This is a genomic window from Aminobacter sp. Piv2-1 (genome assembly GCF_037625995.1).
GTDB lineage: Bacteria > Pseudomonadota > Alphaproteobacteria > Rhizobiales > Rhizobiaceae > Aminobacter.
Map to the genome: position 1 here is coordinate 79,159 of NZ_JARKMU010000010.1, position 21,242 is coordinate 100,400.

Here is a 21,242-nt window from a genome sequence, read left to right on the forward strand (position 1 = left end):
GGTCAAAAATCCGTCGGCGCGCCGCCCTCGGCCTTGCGCTTGTCGACGAAGGCGTTGAGCTCCTCGCGGATCGCCGGGTCGATCCATGGCTCCTCGTAGGCAGCAAGGCGCTCCTTCCAGATGCGGTTGGCGCGCTGGATCGCGGTCGGTGAGCCGGCCTCCGCCCAGGTCTCGAAATTGCGCCAGTCGGAGATGATCGGCGCGTAGAAGGCGGTCTTGTAGCGCGACTGGGTGTGGGCGGTGCCGAAGAAGTGGCCGCCGGGACCGACGTCGCGGATGGCATCGATGGCGAGCGCGTCCTCGGAGAGATCGAGCGGCGTCAGGAACTCCGCCACCATCTGCAGCAGGTCGATGTCGAGGATGGTCTTTTCGTAGGAGCAGGTCAGCCCGCCTTCGAGCCAGCCGGCGGCGTGCTTGACGAAATTGCCGCCGCCCTGGACGCAGCCCCAGAGCGAGAACACGCTCTCATATGCTGCCTGTGCGTCCACGGTGTTCGCCGCGCAGACGTTGGAGGTGCGGTAGGGAATGTTGTAGCGGCGCGCGAGCTGACCGCCGACGAGCTGCGCCTTCATGTATTCCGGCGTGCCGAAGGCGGGCGCACCCGATTTCATGTCGACGTTGGAGGTGAAGCCGCCATAACCCACCGGCGCACCCTTTCGCACCATCTGCGAGAAGGCGAGGGCGGCGAGCGCCTCGGCGTTCTGCTGCACCAGCGCCCCGGCGATCGTCACGGGCGCCATCGCGCCGGAAAGCGTGAAGGGCGTCACCACCACCAATTGCCCGTGCGACGACATCTGGACGATGCCTTCCATCATGGGAACGTCGAGCTTGAGCGGCGAGTTGGTGTTGATGATGGTCAGGACCGACGGCTCCTCGACGAACTGCTCCATCGAGACGCCGCGGGCGATGCGGGCGATCTCCATGCCGTCGACGTTGCGTTCCTTGCCCAGCGAGTAGCAGTGGAACACCTTGTCGGTCAGCAGCGCGAAGTCGCGCAGGCAGTCGAGGTGGCGGACGGACGGGTGGATGTCCACGGGCTCGACCGGATAACCGCCCGTGACATGCAGGATGTTGTGCATCTGCCCGAGCTTGACCAGGTTGCGGAAATCCTGGTGGTTGCCGGCGCGGCGGCCGCGATCGGTGTCCGAGCAATTGGGCGCCGAGGCCATCTGCGCGAAGATGATGTTGTCGCCGCCGAAACGGACGTTGTGCGCCGGGTTGCGGGCGTGCAGCGTCACCTCCGAGGGGCAGGACGCCATGAATTCCATGATCATGTCGGGGTCGAAGCGGACGCGATGCGAGCCTTCGGCCACGTCGGCGCCATGACGCTTCATCGTGGCGCGCGCCTCGTCGTGAAGCACTTCGACGCCGATCTCCTTGAGCACGCGGAGCGAGGCGAGGTGGATCGATTCCAGCTCGTCGTCGGAGACCAGTTTCGTCGGGGCGAAGGGGATCTTCAGCTGTCGGAAGGGCGGCTGCTCGAAAGCCGAAGAGCCGGAACGCTTGCCGGCACGGCCGCCACGTCGGGTTCGGTCGGCGGCGGCAGCCGGTTCGGCGGAGGTCAGGGCCACGGTCATCGGAATCCTCACGGCAGGTCGAATTGTCGTGGGCATATTGGACCGGGCGGTCGGCACTCATTGCGGAAGCGGCGACCAATAGCGCGAGGGAAGCGACATGCCGCGATACCAGAATGTCGGCTATGCTGCCGGCGATATCACGATCCTGTTTGGTCGCAATACAGATGAGACCAGCGGCGATCGCCGGACCGCCGCTGGTGTGCAACAGTCAGTCGGCCTTGGCCACGTGCCAGACGCCACCCTTGCCGTCGCCGGTCACGTCGCCGGCCTTCTTGTCCTGGGCGAACGTGTAGAGGGGCTTGCCCTCATAGGCCCACATCTTTGAGCCGTCGTCGCGGGTGACGAGCGTCCATTCGCCTTCGTCCTTGGCGTCGGCAGCGGCCATCAAGGGCGGCCAGTTCTTGGCGCAGTCGTCGTTGCAGGCGGATTTGCCGGCGCTGTCCTTGTCGAAGGTGTAGAGCGTCATGCCCGCGGCGTCGGTGTAGATCTTGCCTGCCGAACTATCCATGACCTTGGCGGGTTCGGCGGCAAGGCTTGCCGCGGTGCTCAGGAACAGGACGGCGAGGGTTGAAGCTACGGTTTTCATGCTGATTGACTCCCTGGGGATCGGACTCGGCCGACGGAAGGCCGGCCTACAGGCAGTCAACGTTCCTGGGAGGCCCGGTATTCCGGCACTCCGGAGAACGGACTGGTTGTGCTTGTCGTTGGCCGAGGTCGCGGGTTACATTGACTGTATGAGCGCGCCGCAAGCCCATGTTCCTGTGCAGGCTGCATCGAAGCCGTCGCCGCGCACGCGGCACACGGAGCTTCTTCGACTCTGCGCGCGCATCGGCTATTCGCCGCCACGCCTTGCTTGAATCCGCACCCGGCACCTGCCGGATTGATTCAAGAAGAAGGCACAACTCAATGACATATCAGAACTATTCGCTGAAGCAGCTTCAGCAGATCGACGCCGCGCATCACCTCCACCCCTTCACCGACCACAAGGAACTGCGCGAAATCGGGTCGCGGATGATCACCCGCGCCGAAGGCCCGTTCATCTACGATTCGGAAGGGGCGGAAATCCTCGACGGCATGGCCGGCCTGTGGTGCGTGAACATCGGCTACGGCTGTCACGAACTGGCCGAGGCGGCCTATGCGCAGATGAAGGAGTTGCCCTACTACAACTCCTTCTTCAAGTGCACGACGCCGACGCCGGTGCTGCTTTCCAAGAAGCTGGCCGAACTCGCGCCGAAGAACATCAGCCAGGTATTCTACGGTTCGTCGGGTTCGGAAGCCAACGATACCGCCCTCAGGCTCGTGCGTCATTACTGGGCGCTCCAGGGCAGGCCGAACAAGAACCGCATCATCTCGCGCAAGATGGCCTATCACGGCTCGACCGTCGCCGGTACGTCGCTCGGCGGCATGGAGGGCATGCACAACCAGCTTGGCGGGGCGGTGCCGAACATCGTCCACGTGATGATGCCGTATGCCTACGAGCTCGCACTTCCCGGCGAGAGCGACCATGACTTCGGCCTGCGCGCCGCCAAGGCGGTCGAGGACGCCATTCTCGAGGCCGGTCCCGAGAACGTCGCGGCGTTCATCGGCGAGCCGATCATGGGCGCGGGCGGCGTGAAGATTCCGCCGGCAAGCTACTGGCCGGAAGTGCAGCGCATCTGCCGCAAGCACGACGTGCTCCTCATGCTGGACGAGGTCATCACCGGCTACGGGCGCACCGGCGAGTGGTTCGCGGCCCAGACCTTCGGCATCGAGCCCGACACGATCACCACCGCCAAGGCGCTGACCTCCGGCTATCAGCCGCTTTCGGCGCTGCTGGTCGGCGACCGGATCGCATCGACGCTGGTGGAGAAGGGCGGCGAGTTCTACCACGGCTACACCTATTCCGGTCATCCGGTGGCATGTGCCGTGGCGCTCAAGAACCTCGAGATCATCGAGCGCGAAGGCCTTGTCGAGCGGGTCAAGACGGACACCGGCCCGTATTTCGCCCAGATGCTCAAGGAACGCATCGCCGGTCATGGCCTGGTGGGCGAGGTGCGCTCCGTCGGCCTGATGGCAGCCATCGAGATCGTCAAGGACAAGGCGACCAGGGAGCGATTTGCGCCGGTCGGCAGCGCGGCGGTCGCCGTGCGTGACCATGCGATTGCCAACGGCATGATGCTGCGCGCCACCGGCGACTCGATGATCCTGTCGCCGCCGCTGATCTGGACCCGCGCCACCATCGACATGGCCGGCGACCGGATACTCAAGGCGCTCGATCTCGCAGAGCGCGACCTGAGGAAGGCCTGACATCGGGGCCGGGCAGGGCAACCTGTCCGGCCTTTCTCTATCCAGGGAGGAAAAGATGAGCGGAAAACCGATCGTGCCATTGATCGAGTACGAGCAGGCAAGCGACGCAGTCCGCGCCGTCTATGACGACATCATGGCCACCAGGAAGGTCGACTGGATCAACAACTTCTGGAAGGTGCTGGCGCATGATCCGGCGCTGCTGAAGCGCACCTGGGAGACGCTGCGCGAGGTGATGGCGCCCGGCGCGCTCGACCCGCTCACCAAGGAAATGATCTACATCGCCGTTTCGGCGACCAATGGCTGCGAATATTGCACCTATTCGCACACCGCTTCGGCACGCGCCAAGGGCCTCAGCGAGGCGCAGCTGATGGAGTTACTCGCCGTCGTCGGCATGGCCAACGAGACCAACCGGCTGGCGAACGCGTTGCGCCCGCCGGTCGATGTCCAGTTCGAACCCAGGGGCTAGCCGCTTTACGCTTGTTCGCGATCAACGGCAGGTCTATTGTGCACTGCACAATAGACCTGCCGTTCGTTGCAGACTGAACAGGAACGGCATGCAGTCGGAGAGGTTCGCATGAGCAGCAAGCGGTTTGCGCGCGCCTCGCGCCAGTCGACGGCCATTGCCGGCAGCCTGATGCTGGCGCCAATGGTCGTGGCCATGCGGCTGCCGATGATGGCGACGGAGGCGAGTACCGGCCGGATGCTCAAAGGCGAAAGCCTGACGGCGGTCACCGAGAAGACCGCCGCGATGGCAGAGGGCGTCGTTGCGGCGCAGATCTCCTACCTCAATTCGGCCATGCAGTTCTGGCCCGAGGTGCTTTCGGGCAAGACGCCTTCGGTGCTGACCGGCGTTGCCGCGCAGCGTTCGGTTGCCGCCGCGCTGCGCCCGGCCAGCAAGCGCGTGAAGGCGAATTTCCGACGGCTGTCGACGAAGTCGGTGGACAGGAGCGATTGAAGCGATGCGCGTAACGCAAAAACCGCGCCCCGAACGGGAACGCGGCTTTGCCACTTGAACGCATGGCCCTTCGCAACGCTTGACCGGCGAAGGTTACGGCTCCGGTACGCGAGACCTGATCCGGAGCGCGACGGCTGCGATGACCGCCTTGCAAACCGTTTTAACCGGACATCGTTACCGCGTGGTTATCGAGAGCTTAATCAATTCTAAATTTTGAACTTTTTCGACTTCTACGGACTTCGACCAGCGAAATCTACTATCGGACTTGTTCCGGATGGGTTCGAATCTCTTTCCAGGCCACGTGGGCGTTGTCAGCTTGCGTCGCCACGCAGGAACTTGATGATGCCCGAGAAGTCGGTTCCGCCATGCCCCTGGCCGGCAAACAGCGAATAGAGTTGGGTCGCCTCGGCGCCGAGCGGCGTGGCGGCGCCCGCCTGCTGGGCGGCTTCCTGCGACAGCTTCAGGTCCTTCAGCATCAGCGCCGCGGCAAAGCCGGGCTGGTAGTCGCGGTTGGCCGGCGAATTCGGCACCGGACCGGGGACAGGGCAGTAGGAGGTCAGCGACCAGCACTGGCCCGATGAGGTCGACGCCACGTCGAACAGCGCCTGGTGCGAAAGCCCGAGCCTTTCGGCGAGCACGAAGGCTTCGGCGACACCGATCATCGAGATGCCGAGGATCATGTTGTTGCAGATCTTGGCGGCCTGGCCGGCACCCGCCTCGCCGCAATGGACGATGCGGCCGGCCATCGGCTTCAGCACCGGCTCGGCCTGGTCGAAGGCGGCCTTGGCGCCACCGGCCATGAAGGTCAGCGTGCCGGCGGCCGCGCCGCCCGTTCCGCCAGACACGGGGGCGTCCACGGAGAGCAGGCCATGGTTGCCGGCGATGGCATGCGCCTTGCGGGCGGAATCGACATCGATTGTCGAGGAATCAATGAGAAGAGCGCCTTTCTTCACCTTAGGCGCGATATCCTCGTAGACCGACAGCACATGCTTTCCTGCCGGCAGCATGGTGATCACGACATCGGCGTCCTTCACCGCCGCCGCTGCGTTGGCCATCACTGCGACGCCATTGTTCTTCGCCGTTTCGAGATGCTCGGGCATCAGGTCGAAGCCATGGACGGCATGCCCGGCCTTGACGAGGTTGGCTGCCATGGGGTTGCCCATGTTGCCCAGGCCGATGAAGGCGATGGTGGTCATTGAGGGGTCCTCCGGAGTAGCGAGTAGCGAATAGGGAACGAAGTCGAACGAACAGCGAAGGACGAATCCGAAGGCCTGCCCTCTACTCGCTATTCGCTACTCCCTATTCGCTATCTTCCAATCAGTTGCCGCGCGATGATGACGCGCATGATCTCGTTGGTGCCTTCGAGGATCTGGTGGACGCGCAAGTCGCGCACCAGCTTCTCGATGCCGTAGTCGTGCAGGTAGCCGTAGCCGCCGAGTATCTGCAGGGCGTTGTTGGCCACGTTGAAGCCCGTGTCGGTGACCAAGCGCTTGGCCATGGCCGACCACTTCGAGGCGTCATGCGCCTTGCGGTCGAGCTTGGAGGCGGCGGCATAGAGGAAAAGCCTGGCGGCCTGGAGTTCGGTCTCCATGTCGGCGAGGCGGAACTGCAGCGCCTGGAAGCGGTCGATCGTCTGGCCAAAGGCCTTGCGCTCGGCGGCATAGGCGAGCGCCTTGTCGAGCGCCGACTGCGCGCCGCCGACCGAGCAGGCGGCGATGTTGAGGCGTCCGCCGTCAAGGCCGGCCATGGCGATTCCGAAGCCCGCGCCTTCGTCGGAGAGCAGGTTTTCGGCCGGCACCTTGCAATCGTCGAAGATCACCTGACGGGTCGACTGCATGTGCCAGCCCATCTTGTGCTCGTTGGCGCCGAACGACAGGCCCGGCGCATCCTTGGGCACGACGAGCGCCGAAATGCCCTTGGGGCCGTCGGCCCCGGTGCGTACCATGGCGACATAGACGTCACTGTCGCCGGCGCCCGAGATGAACTGCTTGGTGCCGTTCAGGACATAGTCGCTGCCATTGCCGCCGCTGCGCACGGCCTTGGTCTTGAGGGCGGCCGCATCCGAACCCGAGCCCGGTTCGGTCAGGCAGTAGCTCGCCAGCCATTCCATCGACGTCAGCTTGGGCAGGAAGCGCTGGCGCTGCTCCTCGTTGCCGAAGCGATCGATCATCGAGGCGGCCATGTTGTGGATGGAAATGAAGGACGAGAATCCCGGGCAGGCCTGTGCCAGTTGCTCGAAGACAAGCACGGCGTCGAGGCGGCTGAGGGCCGAGCCGCCGACATCCTCCTTGACATACAGGCCACCGAAGCCGAGCTGGCCGGTCTCGCGAATGACGTCTTCGGGGAAGTGCTTGGCCTTGTCCCATTCGAGGGCGTAGGGGGCAACTCGCTCGGCGGCAAAGCTACCCGCCATTTCACGGATGGCCAGTTGGTCCTCGTTGAGTTCGAATTGACCGGCTGTCGCTTCGATTGCGGCGTCCATGTCGGCCTCCCTGACGTTTTTGGCTATGCGCGGCGATCAATCTAGACCAATGATGCGCCCGCGCAACCCGATGACCGACAGAGCGGCTGTGCGAAAATGTGCGGGCGACAATCGACGTGACGACAATTTTTGATGAGCTGCTGGCGGCGTTCCGGGACTATCTGGAAAGCAGGGCCGACGTTCCAACGGTTCATGATTTTCTCGCCGACATCGACTGGGCGATGCCCGCCAGGGCGCTCGATCCGAAGGCCATTCCGGGTTCGAGTCTTCTCGACCGCACCGTTGACCTTGCGTCCGGCGCAACGCGACCGCTGGCGGCACTGCTTGCCCGGCACCGGGACCAGCTCCGCTGGGGGCAGACCTACACAGCCGCCGATTTCGGCCAGCATTTCGTCGACAACTACGGCTGGGTCGAGCTGTTCGGCACGCGCGGGCATTTCGACAACGACACGGTTGCGGCCGGCTTCCTGGTCCTCGGGCCGGGGATCGAATATCCCGACCATCACCACATCGCCGAGGAACTCTACGTTCCGCTGACCGGCGGCACCGAGTGGCGGATGGGGGACGCTGCCTATCGGATGCGCTGGGCCGACGAGGTCGTGCATCATGCCACGAACGTCGATCACGCCATGCGCACCGGCACAGAGCCGCTGCTTGCGCTCTATCTCTGGCGTGGCGGGCCGTTGGCCCAGCGCTCGACGATCACCGCCAACCGGGGAGCCGAGTGACTATGGCCAAGGCGATCATGCTGCAGGGCACAGGCTCGGATGTCGGCAAGACGGTTCTGGTTGCTGGGCTGTGCCGGGTGGCGCGCAACCGTGGCCTCAGCGTCAGGCCGTTCAAGCCCCAGAATATGTCGAACAACGCTGCGGTGGCCGACCTCCCCGGCGAAGCGGGCGGCGGCGAGATCGGCCGGGCGCAATGGCTGCAGGCCATCGCCTGCGGCGTGAAGCCGTCGATCCACATGAACCCGGTGCTGCTCAAGCCGCAGAGCGACGTCGGCAGCCAGGTGATCGTGCAAGGCAAGGTCTTTGGCCAGGCCAAAGCGCGCGACTACCAGCAGCTCAAGCCGCAGCTGATGGGCGCGGTCATCGATTCGTGGGAGAAGCTGGGCGAGGGCGCCGACGTCGTCATCGTCGAAGGCGCGGGTTCGCCGGCCGAGATCAACCTCAGGCCGCGCGACATCGCCAATATGGGCTTCGCCACCCGCGCCGACGTGCCGGTGATCCTCGTAGGCGACATCGACCGCGGCGGCGTGATCGCTTCTGTGGCGGGAACGCATCTCATCCTGCCCGAGGACGACCGGCGGATGATCGTCGGCTACCTCATCAACAAGTTCCGCGGCGATGCCAGCCTGTTCGACGAGGGCATCGAGGCGATCGGCCGGTTCACCGGCTGGCGCTGCTTCGGCGTCGTGCCCTGGCTCAAGACAGCGGCGCTGCTGCCCTCTGAGGATTCCGTCATCCTCGAACGCCTCGCCGGCGGCGAGAAGCGCGCGCTCAAAGTCGCTGTCCCGATGCTCGGACGCATCGCCAATTTCGACGATCTCGATCCGTTGCGGGCCGAGCCGCAAGTGGAGGTCGTGTTCGTGGCGCCGGGGCAGAGGTTGCCCGACGATGCCGGGCTGGTGGTGATACCGGGCTCCAAGTCGACCATCGCCGACCTCATCGGATTCCGCGACAACGGCTGGCATCGCGACCTGGACGCCCATCGCCGCCGCGGCGGGCATGTCGTCGGCATCTGCGGCGGCTACCAGATGCTCGGGCAGGTGGTGCGCGATCCGCATGGCATCGAGGGCAGCGTCAAGGAGACGCCGGGGCTCGGGCTCCTGGACATCGAGACGGTGATGGAACCGGAAAAGACCGTGCGCAATGTCGAGGCGCGTTCCGTGCGCTACGACGAGCCGCTTTCGGGCTACGAAATCCATCTTGGTCGCACGACCGGACCGGATTGCGCGCGGCCCACTGCCATCGTCAACGGCGTCGAGGATGGGGCGACGTCGGCTGATGGCAGGGTGTTCGGAACCTACATGCACGGCCTGTTCGGCGCCGACGGCTTTCGCGGCCGCTTCCTCGAAAGCCTGGGCATAAGGGGCGGCGGCATCGACTATCCGGCCGAGGTCGAGCGTGCGCTGGACGAGATCGCAGCCGAGCTGGAACGCCATCTCGATTGCGATGCGATCTTCGCGGCGGCGCGCTAGGGAACTCAGAAGCCGAGCAGCACCCGCAGCGGATTGGTCGGGTCGATCAAAAGCTTGATCGCGAGCGCCACGCAGGTGCAGACCAGCAGCGGCTTGATGAGCTTGGCGCCGCTGCGCATGGCCATATGCGCACCGAGCCGCGCGCCGAGGAACTGGGCTGCGCCCATCATCAGTCCGATCTTCCAATGAACCGCGCCGACGAAGGCAAAGGCCAGCAGGCCGCCGATGTTGGACGCGAAGTTCAACAGCTTGGTATGGGCGGTCGCCTTGAGCACGCCGTATCCCGCGAGCGACACGAAAGCGAGCATGAAGAACGAGCCAGTGCCTGGGCCGAACAAGCCGTCGTAGAAGCCGATTGCCGGCACCACGGTCACACCGAACAGGAAGGGCGAGATGCGATGGCTGCGGTCGACGTCGTCCATGTTCGGCTTAAAGGCGAAGTAGAGCGCGATGGCAACCAGCAGGATCGGCATCAGCACGCGCAATATGTCTCCCGGCAGTACCGTCGCCAGCAGCGCGCCGAAGATGGAGCCCACGCAGGAGATTGCGGCCCATGGCAGTTGCTTGCGGACGTCGACGTGACCCTTTGCTGCATAGGTCATCGTGGCGGATCCGGAGCCGAACAGCGACTGCAGCTTGTTTGTGCCGAGCGCGTCGACCGGCGGCAGGCCGGCGAGCAGAAGCGCCGGGATGGTGATCAGTCCGCCGCCGCCGGCTATGGAATCGATGAAGCCGGCGATGAAGGCCGCGGCGGTCAGGATCAGGATGGTTTCAGTGGCGATATCGAACATCTGCGCCGGCTTTGCGCTGGAGGGACCGGGGCCTTCGACCACAGCCGACAGGCCGGTGCAATAGCGGTGCGACAACCCGGCCATTGGGCCAAGTGTATTTCGTAGCGCTTTGTTCTATATCGGAGACAGCAACCGCCGGACGGGAGAGGATTCGCATGGCGACAGGACTGCTGGCCCAGATTCGTTCGCTGTTCGAAGGCGATGCCGGCGTGCGCAAGGTGGCCGACGATCCGGTGCTTTCGGCCGAACTGCTTCTCCTGTTCCGCATGATCCTCGCCGACGGCGTGGCAAGCGAAAGCGAGATGGCCGCCTTCCGCCGCATCTGCGCCGAAGCCTTCGGCATCTCGGGCGAGAGCATCGACGCGGTCGTCGAATATCTCAACGACTTCGGCTACGAGACCAATGGCGCGCAGGCGATCGCCATGTTCCAGGACCTCGGCGTCGAACGGCGCAAGCTGTTGGCGCGCCATATGGCCGACATCGCCAAGGCCGACGCGCATCTGGCCGAAAACGAGGTCAGGCTGCTGCGCCGCACGCTCGAACTGCTCGGCATCAGCCGGACGACGTCGTGAAGCCGTAAGGCTACGGATCACCCCTGTTCCTGAAGCCTCCGCGCAATCGCCCTGTGCAGGTCGGGTGCGGCCGATACCAGCGCTTGGGCTGCTTCCGACTGCGGGTGATCCAGCACGTCCGCCGTCCGGCCGCGCTCGACGATCCGCCCTTCATGCATGACCAGCACGTCGTCGGTGATGGCGCGCGCCACAGTCAGGTCGTGGGTGATGAAGAGATAGCCGACGCCGAGCCGATGGTTCAGTTCGGCGAACAGGTCGAGGATCTGGGCGCGGATCGAGACGTCGAGCGCGGAAACCGGCTCGTCGGCGACGACCAGCTTGGGCCGCGTGATGATGGCGCGTGCGATCGACAGGCGCTGGCGCTGGCCGCCGGAGAACTCGTGCGGATATTTTTCCATGTCGGAGCGGGCGAGACCGACCTCGTGCAGCGCACGGGCTACCATGTCGCGGCGCTCCTTGCGGTCGGGCTTGCGGTCGAGCAGGTGGAGCGGCTCGGCAACCAGGCGCTCCACCGTGTGGCGCGGGTCGAATGAGCCGTACGGATCCTGGAAGACGACCTGCATGTTGCGGCGCGGCCGCCTCAGTTCCTCGTCGCTTGCGCGGGTGGTGTCGAACCCGCGGAACTTGATGATGCCCGAAGTCGGCCGGTCCAGTGCGAGGATCATGCGGGCGAGGGTGGACTTGCCGCAACCGGAACGTCCGACCAGCGCCACCGATGCGCCGGGTTTCATCGTCAGCGAAACATTGTCCACCGCCCGAACCGGCTCGGGCTTCGAGAACAAAGACCTGCGACGGCCGGGATAGTCCCGCGTGACGTTGGAGAGTTCGAGCAGGTTGTCGCCTTCGTCGACATGCGGCTTCGCCCGGGCCGGCATATGCATGGAAGCGAGCGCCAACTGGCGCGTATAGGGATGGCTTGCCTCCGAGAGCGTGCGGGCGGTCTCGCCGGCCTCGGTGACCGCGCCCTGGCGCAGAATCGTGATCCTGTCGGCGATCTCGGTGACCACGGCGAGGTCGTGCGAGATGAACAGCAGGCTCATCCTGTTCTCGGCGACGAGTTCCTTGAGCAGGTCGAGGATCTGCGCCTGCAGCACGACGTCCAGTGCAGTCGTCGGTTCGTCGGCGATGAGCAGCTTCGGCTTCAGCGCGCAGGCGATGGCGATGGCGACGCGCTGGCGCTGGCCGCCCGAAAGCTCGTGGGGATAGCGCGACAGCGGGAATTTCCGTTCGGGCAGGCCCACCCGGTCGAGGATTTTCCGCGCGCGGTCCTCGGCTTCGGCGCGGCTTGCCCGCGTGTGCCAGCGAATGCCCTCGGCGACCTGCTCGCCGATCGTCTTGACCGGGTTCAGCGCGGTCATCGGCTCCTGGAACACCATGCCGATGTCGTCGCCGCGCAGCGCGCACATCTGCTGCTCGGTCGCGCCGAGGATGTCGATGCCGTCGAAGGCGATGCGCCCGCTCATCCGGGCCGCTGCGGGCGCGAGCCGCATGACTGCGAGCGCAGTCATCGACTTGCCGGAGCCGGATTCGCCGACCAGCCCCATCACCTCGCCGGGAGCGATGGTGAGGTCGATGTCCTTAAGCACCGGCAGGCTGCCGATCCTGAGCGACAGCTTCTCGATCGAAAGCAGGCTCATGGCCGGCGCCTCGCGCGCGGGTCGAAGATGTCGGAAATGCCGTCGCCGAGCAGGTTGAGACCGAGCACCGTCAGCAGGATGGCGCAGCCGGGGAACAGCGCCAGCCACGGCGCCACCATCATCACGGTCTGGGCATCGAACAGCATGCGGCCCCAGCTCGGCATCGGCGGCTGGGCGCCGAGCCCGACATAGGACAGGCCTGCCTCCGCCAGGATGCCGAGCGCGAACTGGATCGTGCCCTGGACGAGCAGCAGGTTGGCGATGTTGGGCAGGATGTGCTCGACGGTGATGCGTGCCTGGCCCTTGCCGGCTGCACGTGCGGCCAGGATGTATTCGCGTGGCCAGATGGCGAGCGCGCCGGCGCGGGCGACGCGCGCGAAGACAGGTATGTTGAAGATGCCGATGGCGACGATGGCATTGATGGCGCTGGGGCCGAAGACGGCCGTGATCATCACGGCCGACAGCAGCGCCGGGAAGGCGAAGACCAGGTCGTTCAGCCGCATCACGGCTTCGTCGAGCCAGCCGCCGCGTGCGGCCGCCCAGCAGCCCAGTGGAACGCCAATGCCCATGCCGATGCCGACGGCAACGAGGGCCACGGCGATGGAATTGCGCGAGCCGACCATGATCATCGACAGCACATCGCGGCCGAAATGGTCGGTGCCGAACCAGTGGACGGAGGAAGGGGGTTGCATGCGGTCGGCGACGATGAGCTTGGTGACGTCGAAGGGCGTCCAGAAGAACGACGCCAGCGCCATGACGGCGACCACGAGCGTAATCAATAGGCCAAGGACGAAGGAGCGGTTGCCGAGCGCCCTGCCGACGAGGTCGCCCAGGGTCTCGGGCTTGTGAGGGACGGCGTCGCTCATTGGCGCGTCCTCAGGCGCGGATCGACCAGTGCGTATGACAGGTCGACCACCAGATTGACCAGCACGACGGTGGCGACGAGCAGCATGACCACGCTCTCGACCACGATCAGGTCGCGCTGGGTGATCGCCTGGAACACCAGACGGCCGAGGCCGGGCAGGTAGAAGACGTTCTCGATGATGATCGTGCCTGCGAGCAGGAAGGCGAACTGCAGGCCTATGATGGTGAGGACAGGGATCATGGCGTTGCGCAGCGCATGGCGCCAGAGCACCGCGCGCATCGGCATGCCCTTGGCGCGGGCGGTGCGGATGTAGTCCTCGCCGAGCACTTCGATGAGGGCAGCGCGGGTGACGCGACTGAGGATTGCCGCCTGTGGCAGCGCCAGGGCGACCGCCGGCAGGATCAGCGCCTTGAGCGCCGGCCACGCGCCACCGCTCCAGCCCGGAAAGCCGCCAGCCGGCACCAGTCGGAGCCACACGGCAAAGACATAGACCAGAAGCAGCGCGAACCAGAAATTGGGCATCGCCACGCCGACCTGCGCCACGGCCATGGCGGCTGTGTCGGCGGCCTTGCCGCGCCGGGCGGCGGCGAACAGCCCGACAGGGATGGCGATCAGCGTCGACAGCGTGAGTGCGATGACGGCGAGCGGCAGCGAAACCACCAAACGCTCGGAGATCAGGTCGATCACCGGGACGGAGTAGGTGTAGGACCTGCCGAAATCGAGCGACAGCAGGCCGCGCGCCCAATCGAGATAGCGTATGACGAGTGGCTGGTTGAGCCCCATCTGCTCGCGCAGCAGCTCGACCTGGGCGTCGGAGGCATTCATGCCGAGCATCAGCCGTGCGGGATCGCCCGGAACCACCTCGAGCATCAGGAAAACCACGACCGACGCGACCACGAGGGTCGCAACACCGATCAGCAGGCGTTTGAGCAGATAGGCGGTCATTGGCGCACGTTGCCCAAAAAAGCTTCGCCCCGGAAGCGCAATACGTGTCCGGGGCGAAGCATTTCACAGGCCTGTTGTCAGTCGGCCCACTTGACCTTGGTCAGATCGTTGGCCTGGATCGGCGAATTCTCCCAGAGTCCCTCCACTTTCGCGTCCCAGATGCCGACCTTGGGCAGTTCGAACAGGAAGCCGTTGACGGCATCGTCGGCGAGAATCTTCTGCGCCTGCTTGTAGAGTTCGGTGCGCTTGGCCGCGTCCAAGGTCAGGTTGAGCTCGTCGATGACCTTGTTGAAGGCCGGGTTGTCGTAGCCGAAATAGTAGTCCTTGCGGGCATAGATATCGATGTCGTTGGGCTCGGTGTGCGAGACGATCGACAGGTCGTAGTCCTTGTCGGTGAAGACCTGCTTCAGCCAGTCGGCCCATTCGACCGGAATGATCTGGAGGTCGATGCCGATCTCGCGCAATTGCGAGGCGACGATCTCGCCGCCCTGGCGGGCGTAGCCCACGGGCGGCAGCTTCAGCGTTGCCTTGAAGCCTTCCGGATAGCCGGCTTCCCTGAGCAGTTCCTTGGCCTTTCCGACGTCGTGCGGGTAGGTGCCGGTCAGGTCCACATAGGCCGGGTTGTGCGGGGCGAAGTGCGATCCGATCGGCGTGCCGAGCCCACCCGAGGCGCCGTCGATGATCGCCTTGCGGTCGATGGCATGGGCAATCGCCTGGCGTACCTTGAGGTTGTCGAAGGGCTTGCGCTTGTTGTTGGTGGACAGGACGGTCTCGCCCTCGGTCGTGCCGATCACCACCTTGAAACGCGGATCGGCCTTCACCTGCGCCAGCGCGTCGCCGAGCTGAAAGTTGGGCAGGGCCTGCACGTCGCCGGAGAGCAAGGCAGGGATTGCCGCCGCCGCATCCGGGATGATGCGGAACTCGGCCTTGTCGAGCGCGACAGGAGCACCCCAGTAGCCGTCGGCCTTGACCAGCGTGATCGACGCGCCCTTGGCCCAGTTCTGGAACTTGAATGGCCCGGTGCCGACAGGCTTTTCCTTGTTGGTTTCGGCCGATTCGGGCGCCACGATCACGGCGTCGCCCCAGCCGAGATTGTAGAGGAAGGAGCCGAGCGGGTTCTTCAGCGTCACCTTGACGGTCGCCGGGTCGACGACCTCGACGGTGTCGATCGGCGCGAACAGGCCTTTCTGGGCATTGACCGAATTTTCGGCGCGGGCGCGGTCGAGCGAGAACTTCACGTCGTCGGCGTTGAAGTCGGTGCCGTCGTGGAACTTCACCCCCGGCCGCAGCTTGAAGGTGTAGGTCTTGCCGTCATCCGAGATCGTCCAGCTTTCGGCGAGATCAGGCAGCACCTCGCCGCGCTGGCCGATGCGGGTCAGCCCCTCGAAGACATTGGCATAGAGCACTTCGTCGATCGCGGCCGCGGCACCCGCGGTCGGATCGAGATGCGGGGGTTCCAGCGGAATGCCAAGCACCAGGTCGGTGCGCGCAGCCATGGCGGCGGTGCTCGATGCCAGCGCAATCGCGGCGGCTGCGAGAATGGTGTTCCACTGCTTCATCTCTGGTCTCCCCGCTTCGATGTGGTCGGGCCGGATAGAAGCGCGAATTTCCGGCCGCGTAAATCAAGTTTGTTGCAATCTCTCCGGCGCTGCCGAAATGGAATTCCTGCCTTGCCGCGTGTCGTTGCTTGGCCGTTCAGCCCTTGAACTGGCCACGCAGCAATATATCGAGTCCGACCGCCATCACTTTTGCCGATTGAACCATGTCGTCGATACCCACCCATTCGTCGGGCCGGTGGGCGAGGTCTAAAATACCGGGACCGTAGGCGATGCAATCGTACAGATGGCCGATGCGGGCGACGTGCTTCTGGTCGTAGGTGCCGGGCGAGATGACGTACTCCGGCTCCTTGTCGAAGATCGCCCGGATGCCTTCGGCGATTGCCGAGGGCACCGGCGCGTCGCGCTCGGTCATCAGCGGCTGCACTTCCATGATGTCGCGGATCTCGTAGTCGAATTTCTTCCGCTCGCGTTTCAACCTTTCGAGGATGCTCGTCACTTCGCTTTTCACGTCCTCGATCCTCTCTTCCAGCAGGAAGCGGCGGTCGATGGTCAGCCGGCAGGAATCGGGCACGTTGGGCGAAGGCAGCCCTGGACGGAAGTCGTCTGTCTGGCCGCCATGGACGGAGTTGATGTTCATGGTCGACCGCCGCGCGCCCTCGGGCACGACCGGCATGCGCGTCGTCTTGCGGTCGAGCGCCGGGAACAGCTCCTGTTCGAAGGCTTCCAGCACCGCGCCCATGTGGCGGACGGCGCAGTCGCCGAGGAACGGCATCGAGCCGTGGGCGATCTCGCCCTTGGTCTCGATCTCCGCCCACCAGACGCCGCGGTGGCCGAGGCAGATGCGGTCCTTGTTGAGCGGCTCGGGGATGATGACGTGGTCGATCTTGGGCTTTGAGAAATAGCCCTTGCCGGCGAGATAGGCGACGCCGCCGAACCCGCCCGATTCCTCGTCGACCGTGCCGGAGATCTCGATGGCGCCAGGAAAATCGGGGTTGACGTCCATGAAGGATTCGGCGGCGATGATCGAGGCGGCGAGCCCGCCCTTCATGTCGCAGGCGCCGCGGCCGTAGACGCGGCCGTCGCGGATGACGCCGGCAAACGGGTCGAGGCTCCAACCTTCGCCGGCTTCCACGACATCTATATGCGAGTTGAAATGGACCGTCTGGCCTTTCGTCCTGCCGTCGAAGCGGGCGATGACATTGATACGCGGATAGCGGTCGGTGTCGCCGGGCGTGCCTTCGGCGCGGACGTACTCGACGCCAAAACCGCGCCTGGCCAGGCGCTTGCCGATGTATTCGGCGCAGGGGCGGTAGGCGTCGCCGGGGGGATTGATCGTCGGGAAACGGATCAGTTCTGCCGTGAGTTCCGCCAGTTCGTCACGGCGATCGTCTATGGTCTTGAAAAGCCTGTCGTACATGCGGTCGACGTGTGCCTGAATTGCCTGGATCCGCAGTCAGTCTTGCGCATCCCGGCCAGCGTGTCGAGCGGGCCAGGATGCCGATGGTCCGGCAGCGGCGATCAGGGACGGACGGCCGTCACTTCGATTTCGACCAGCCAGCCCGGCGCGACCAGGCCTGCGACCTGCATCACCGAGCGGGCCGGCAGGTTGGGCTGTTCCTTGGTGCCGAAGAACTGGGTGTAGCCTTCCATGAAACCGCCGAAGTCCATCTTGACGCCTTTGTCTGGGTCGCCGACCAAAAAGACCTGCATCTTCACCACGTCACCCATCTTGAGCCCGAGGTCGGCAAGGGTCTTGTCGATCGACTTCAGCACCGATTCGGTTTGGGTCTTGGTGTTGCCATAGGCGGCAATGCTGCCCTTGTCAGCTTTCTCGTCGACGACCGAGGGCACGGCACCGCTGACATAGACTGTTGTCTTACCCGCCGGGACCTCTACGGCCCGCGCGATCGGAAAATCCGAGTTCGGCGTCTTGTGGCGTATGACCTCCTCGGCCGTCGCGTTGCCGGCAAGCAGGAGGGCAGCCGCCAGCGCGGCGGCGGGGATCCGCATCTTGGTCATCTGGTTCTCCTATCAAGTAAGGGCAGGCGGGGCCGCCGGAGCCGGCGGCCTCGAGGTTCAGCGGGCGCCGGTGACGTCCTCAACCGTCACCGCGTCCTTGTAGTCGTTGCCGAAATTGGACCGCAGGTAATTGACGACGGCGGCCACCTGCTCGTCGCTCATCATCTTGCCGACGGGCGGCATCCCCTTGAGCCCGTGCAGGATGACGTAGACGGGATAGGCGCCGGAGGCGAGGTTCTCGTTCTTCGCCAGCGCCGGGTATTTGCCGGCGCCGACTGCGCCCTGTCCCTGGTCCATGTGGCAGGCCTGGCAGACATTGGTGTAGAGTTCCTGGCCGGTCTTCTCCGAGAATTTGTCGCCCTCGCTGAGCGTCGCACCGGCCGAATCGGCGAGTGCTGCGGTTACGGGGAGGGCTGCGAACGCTGCCGCGGCGAGAAGGCCGATGGGCCGTGCAAGTTGCTGGGTCATTGTGGCGTGCCTTGCGAAAACGGGGGGTGAGGGATGGCGGGCCATGGCCGTCATCCCGCGACGACGCGTTGATGCAGCCGGGTGATCGCGTCGAGCGACGACAGGATCGCGCCCTCCATCCAAGCCGGGATGTAGGAGGCATGTTCGCCTGCCAGCACGATGCGCCCGTCGATCTTGCAGAGGTTCTCGTAGTGCTCCTTGCGCGCCTCCTCGGTCCAGTCGCCGGCGCAGCCAAGCGTGAACGGCGAGCGGTGCCAGGCCATCGAGATGCCGTTCTCGAACTCGTCCCTGTATTGCGGGTGGATCATCGTGCCGTATTCGACCGCGCGCTTGACGCGTTCCTCCGGCGGCATGGCGGTGAACTCGTAGGAGTGCGGGCCATTCCAGGTGTAGGCGCCGAGCAGTACGCCCTTGCCGTCGGTGTTGAAGCTGGTGCTCGGATAGGAGATCTGGGTGATCGGCAGGTCGGTGTAGCTGACGCCGCCGAAGATCAGTTCGTCCTGTTCCCAGAAGCGGCGCTTGAACTGCAGGCCGACCTTGACCGACGAGGCATAGGGAACGGCCTCGATGGCCGCCTGCATGGGGGCGCTGACGTTGAGCTCGATCTGGCTGAGGATGGTGAGCGGAATGGTGCAGATGCACCAGTCGGCTTTGTCCTCGACCATGGTTCCGGGCTTCTGTTGGTCCTCGTAGGTGACGGTCACGCCCTTGTCGTCCTGGTGAATCTTGGTGACCTTGGCGTGATAGGTGATGAGGTCGCCGACCTCCTTGGTGAAGGCCTTGCCGATCATGTCGATGCCGCCCACCGGCTGGAACATGGTCGTCTGGAACTCGTAGAGCGCGAAGTTGGCCAGGTTGCTCCACAGGCCCGAGCTCAGGATATCCTTGAGCGCGATCGGGTCGCTCGGCGTCGGCACCGCGGTCAGGCCGCCGCCGGGATCCTTGGCAAAACCGCGGAACTCGGACGTCGCGACGCTCTTGGCGTAGGCATAGTCCTTGTCGAGCGCGCCCCAGGAGCGGAGCGCCTCGATCAGCATCTCCTGGTCTTCCTTGGTGACGCCGCCTTCGAGCTTGCCGGTATGCGCCACCTTGGCGAGCAGTTCGGAGACGTGCCCCTGGAAGTCGATCTTGATGTCGCGTACGCGCTGCGGCTTGCCGCCGAAGGCTTTGGACGAATGCAGGAAGGCATTGTGGTTGAGCTGCTGGAACGGCTCCAGCGTCACGCCGAGGCGTCGGCAATAGGCCAGCAGGCCATTGTGGTGGTAGGGGATGCGCCATGGGCCGGGATTGAGGTACAGGCCTTCGTCGAACTCGCATTTCTGCGTTGCGCCGCCGAGTTCGGTGTAGGTGTCGCCGCCGCGCAGCGTCCAGTTGCGGCCGCCCGAACGGCTGTTGTATTCGAGGATCTTGACCTTGTAGCCGACCTGCCGAAGTTCGAGCGCCGCAGTCATGCCGGCGAGGCCCGACCCCAGGATCAGCACCGTGGCGCCCTTGGGGTCGCCTTCCAGCTTCGGTGGTCCCCGATAGCCGGATTCGACCGCCAGACCGAGGCTGGTCATTGCCTGATACATTGCCGCCGAGCCGGCCGTGAGGCCGATCAGCGAAAGCAGATTGCGCCGGCTGATGCCGCTAAATGGTTCGGATTGCTGCATGATTTAAGATCCTCCGGGCGCCGGTCCGCACACGGCCGCACGATGTCTTGTTGAACGGCGTGGAAAAATCCTTCCAGCCGTGGGAGGAGCCTATGCTCATACAAAGTCGAGTCAACTGGGCCAGAACCGGGCGGCGATAGGGGCTGGAGAGCGACAAACGAAGCCGGCAAAGGTCGTTTCGACAGCCTCCGACGGCAGTCCGGGCGGCGGCTCGCTCGTCGCGCTAGATTTACCAACCGTACAACTTTTCGTGTTCCCATTCCTTTGGGTAAGGCAGAATTACTGCCGGTCGGGGAGTGTGCGGAGATGTACAAAGCTCTCTTCGTGGCCGCGGTCCTGGCGATTGCTGGATTCCCTGCACAGGCCGCCGCCGACATACTTGTTGCCAGGGTCAATATTTCGACGCAGACCATGACCGTCACGATGGACGGGCGTGTGATCCATCGCTGGCCGGTGTCCACGGCTCGCAGGGGATATGTGACGCCGCGCGGCAACTGGCGGCCCAAGCGGCTGCACCGGATGTGGTACTCGAGCAAATACGAGAACTCGCCGATGCCCTATTCGGTCTTCTACAATGGCGGCTATGCGATCCACGGCACGGGGGCGGTGAGGTCGCTTGGCCGACCTGCCTCCCACGGCTGCGTAAGGCTCACTGTCGCCAATGCGGCGAGGTTCTATTCCCTGGTCAGGGAAGTCGGGCCCAGCAACACCCGGATCATCGTCGCAAACTGAGCCTGCGTCATCCCGGCTACGCAATCGAAGAATTTAGAATCTGTCTGAGCTACTATATTGGAAATATTTGCGATTTTAACTTGCGCTGCCTGCGGCAGCGACTGTGCTCTGTTGCAGAATTGTATCATTAAGGCGGCTAAATCTGCTGTCTCGACAGATATGAGCACCTCCTCAATTGCCAGTGGCCAAGCTGGTGCTAAATTGAGACGGCTACCTATTTCGGGGTAAGGTGGGAAACTTCATGAAGCGACTTTTGACCGGTGCGATGCTTGCGGTGGTTGCTTCTCCCGCATTCGCGGCGGATGTGGTGGCGCCGATCGGCGATACGCAACGGTCCAGCTACCTGTTCTTTTAGACGAAATTTCGCAGAGACGGGCCTGCGACGGCCGGGGAGTGGGGGCTCCCCGGCCTTTCTATTTCGGATCGGACTTTAGCTGCCTGAACTAAGTTCCTCATGTGGTTTAGACAAATTTGCCGTAGACTTACGTTTTCGGGCATTTCC

Annotated in this window: 20 protein-coding genes; 7 read left to right on the forward strand and 13 right to left on the reverse strand. The window is 64.5% G+C overall.

The window, feature by feature from the left end; translation table 11 throughout:
* Nucleotides 1–2: 2 nt before the first annotated feature.
* Nucleotides 3–1,577, reverse strand: a complete 1,575-nt coding sequence (locus AmiPiv_RS18410) for a trimethylamine methyltransferase family protein (protein WP_340038947.1) — start codon at nucleotides 1,575–1,577, stop codon at nucleotides 3–5.
* A 208-nt stretch (nucleotides 1,578–1,785) separates the two neighbouring features.
* Nucleotides 1,786–2,163, reverse strand: coding sequence for a COG4315 family predicted lipoprotein (locus tag AmiPiv_RS18415; protein ID WP_340038948.1), 378 nt, complete (start codon nucleotides 2,161–2,163; stop codon nucleotides 1,786–1,788).
* Between the two features lie 320 nt (nucleotides 2,164–2,483).
* Here AmiPiv_RS18415 and AmiPiv_RS18420 point away from each other — a divergent pair, with 320 nt between their 5' ends.
* The 3 genes from AmiPiv_RS18420 to AmiPiv_RS18430 all read left to right on the forward strand — a co-directional run bounded on the left by AmiPiv_RS18420 (nucleotide 2,484) and on the right by AmiPiv_RS18430 (nucleotide 4,818).
* On the forward strand, nucleotides 2,484–3,863 hold the full coding sequence (locus tag AmiPiv_RS18420; RefSeq protein WP_340038949.1) for an aspartate aminotransferase family protein: 1,380 nt from the start codon (nucleotides 2,484–2,486) through the stop codon (nucleotides 3,861–3,863).
* Between the two features lie 55 nt (nucleotides 3,864–3,918).
* On the forward strand, nucleotides 3,919–4,329 hold the full coding sequence (locus tag AmiPiv_RS18425) for a carboxymuconolactone decarboxylase family protein (RefSeq protein ID WP_340038950.1): 411 nt from the start codon (nucleotides 3,919–3,921) through the stop codon (nucleotides 4,327–4,329).
* A 108-nt stretch (nucleotides 4,330–4,437) separates the two neighbouring features.
* The gene (locus tag AmiPiv_RS18430; protein ID WP_340038951.1) at nucleotides 4,438–4,818 is read left to right on the forward strand and encodes a hypothetical protein; all 381 of its coding nucleotides are present in this window, start codon (nucleotides 4,438–4,440) and stop codon (nucleotides 4,816–4,818) included.
* Between the two features lie 311 nt (nucleotides 4,819–5,129).
* Here AmiPiv_RS18430 and mmsB read toward each other — a convergent pair whose 3' ends face one another.
* Nucleotides 5,130–6,014 carry a 3-hydroxyisobutyrate dehydrogenase gene (mmsB, locus tag AmiPiv_RS18435; RefSeq protein WP_340038952.1) on the reverse strand — a complete coding sequence of 295 codons (885 nt, stop codon included), beginning with the start codon at nucleotides 6,012–6,014 and terminating at the stop codon, nucleotides 5,130–5,132.
* A 110-nt stretch (nucleotides 6,015–6,124) separates the two neighbouring features.
* Nucleotides 6,125–7,300, reverse strand: a complete 1,176-nt coding sequence (locus AmiPiv_RS18440; protein ID WP_340038953.1) for an isobutyryl-CoA dehydrogenase — start codon at nucleotides 7,298–7,300, stop codon at nucleotides 6,125–6,127.
* Nucleotides 7,301–7,416: 116 nt separating this feature from the next.
* On the opposite strand from AmiPiv_RS18440, the gene AmiPiv_RS18445 reads away from it, so the two are divergent.
* Both AmiPiv_RS18445 and AmiPiv_RS18450 read left to right on the forward strand, forming a co-directional pair.
* Nucleotides 7,417–8,028 carry a dimethylsulfonioproprionate lyase family protein gene (locus tag AmiPiv_RS18445; RefSeq protein WP_340038954.1) on the forward strand — a complete coding sequence of 204 codons (612 nt, stop codon included), beginning with the start codon at nucleotides 7,417–7,419 and terminating at the stop codon, nucleotides 8,026–8,028.
* Between the two features lie 2 nt (nucleotides 8,029–8,030).
* Nucleotides 8,031–9,500, forward strand: coding sequence for a cobyric acid synthase (locus AmiPiv_RS18450; RefSeq protein ID WP_340038955.1), 1,470 nt, complete (start codon nucleotides 8,031–8,033; stop codon nucleotides 9,498–9,500).
* A gap of 5 nt (nucleotides 9,501–9,505) precedes the next feature.
* Here AmiPiv_RS18450 and AmiPiv_RS18455 read toward each other — a convergent pair whose 3' ends face one another.
* On the reverse strand, nucleotides 9,506–10,291 hold the full coding sequence (locus AmiPiv_RS18455) for a TSUP family transporter (protein WP_340039086.1): 786 nt from the start codon (nucleotides 10,289–10,291) through the stop codon (nucleotides 9,506–9,508).
* A 155-nt stretch (nucleotides 10,292–10,446) separates the two neighbouring features.
* On the opposite strand from AmiPiv_RS18455, the gene AmiPiv_RS18460 reads away from it, so the two are divergent.
* Nucleotides 10,447–10,863 carry a TerB family tellurite resistance protein gene (locus AmiPiv_RS18460; RefSeq protein ID WP_340038956.1) on the forward strand — a complete coding sequence of 139 codons (417 nt, stop codon included), beginning with the start codon at nucleotides 10,447–10,449 and terminating at the stop codon, nucleotides 10,861–10,863.
* A gap of 17 nt (nucleotides 10,864–10,880) precedes the next feature.
* Here AmiPiv_RS18460 and AmiPiv_RS18465 read toward each other — a convergent pair whose 3' ends face one another.
* From AmiPiv_RS18465 to AmiPiv_RS18500, 8 genes are all read right to left on the reverse strand, one after another.
* On the reverse strand, nucleotides 10,881–12,500 hold the full coding sequence (locus AmiPiv_RS18465) for an ABC transporter ATP-binding protein (protein ID WP_340038957.1): 1,620 nt from the start codon (nucleotides 12,498–12,500) through the stop codon (nucleotides 10,881–10,883).
* On the reverse strand, nucleotides 12,497–13,366 hold the full coding sequence (locus tag AmiPiv_RS18470) for an ABC transporter permease (RefSeq protein ID WP_340038958.1): 870 nt from the start codon (nucleotides 13,364–13,366) through the stop codon (nucleotides 12,497–12,499). The genes AmiPiv_RS18465 and AmiPiv_RS18470 overlap by 4 nt, the downstream gene beginning before the upstream one ends.
* On the reverse strand, nucleotides 13,363–14,310 hold the full coding sequence (locus AmiPiv_RS18475; protein WP_340038959.1) for an ABC transporter permease: 948 nt from the start codon (nucleotides 14,308–14,310) through the stop codon (nucleotides 13,363–13,365). The genes AmiPiv_RS18470 and AmiPiv_RS18475 overlap by 4 nt, the downstream gene beginning before the upstream one ends.
* Nucleotides 14,311–14,387: 77 nt before the next feature.
* Nucleotides 14,388–15,869, reverse strand: a complete 1,482-nt coding sequence (locus tag AmiPiv_RS18480; protein WP_340038960.1) for an ABC transporter substrate-binding protein — start codon at nucleotides 15,867–15,869, stop codon at nucleotides 14,388–14,390.
* A gap of 136 nt (nucleotides 15,870–16,005) precedes the next feature.
* Nucleotides 16,006–17,286 (reverse strand): acetylornithine deacetylase/succinyl-diaminopimelate desuccinylase family protein, encoded by a 1,281-nt coding sequence (locus AmiPiv_RS18485; RefSeq protein ID WP_340038961.1) that lies wholly within the window; start codon nucleotides 17,284–17,286, stop codon nucleotides 16,006–16,008.
* 101 nt (nucleotides 17,287–17,387) lie between these two features.
* Nucleotides 17,388–17,888 (reverse strand): RidA family protein, encoded by a 501-nt coding sequence (locus tag AmiPiv_RS18490; RefSeq protein WP_340038962.1) that lies wholly within the window; start codon nucleotides 17,886–17,888, stop codon nucleotides 17,388–17,390.
* A 57-nt stretch (nucleotides 17,889–17,945) separates the two neighbouring features.
* Complete coding sequence (locus AmiPiv_RS18495; RefSeq protein ID WP_340038963.1) at nucleotides 17,946–18,356, reverse strand: c-type cytochrome; 411 nt, start codon at nucleotides 18,354–18,356, stop codon at nucleotides 17,946–17,948.
* 50 nt (nucleotides 18,357–18,406) lie between these two features.
* Nucleotides 18,407–20,008, reverse strand: a complete 1,602-nt coding sequence (locus AmiPiv_RS18500) for a flavin monoamine oxidase family protein (RefSeq protein WP_340038964.1) — start codon at nucleotides 20,006–20,008, stop codon at nucleotides 18,407–18,409.
* Nucleotides 20,009–20,314: 306 nt separating this feature from the next.
* Here AmiPiv_RS18500 and AmiPiv_RS18505 point away from each other — a divergent pair, with 306 nt between their 5' ends.
* Nucleotides 20,315–20,740, forward strand: coding sequence for a L,D-transpeptidase (locus tag AmiPiv_RS18505; RefSeq protein WP_340038965.1), 426 nt, complete (start codon nucleotides 20,315–20,317; stop codon nucleotides 20,738–20,740).
* The last annotated feature ends 502 nt before the right edge of the window (nucleotides 20,741–21,242 follow it).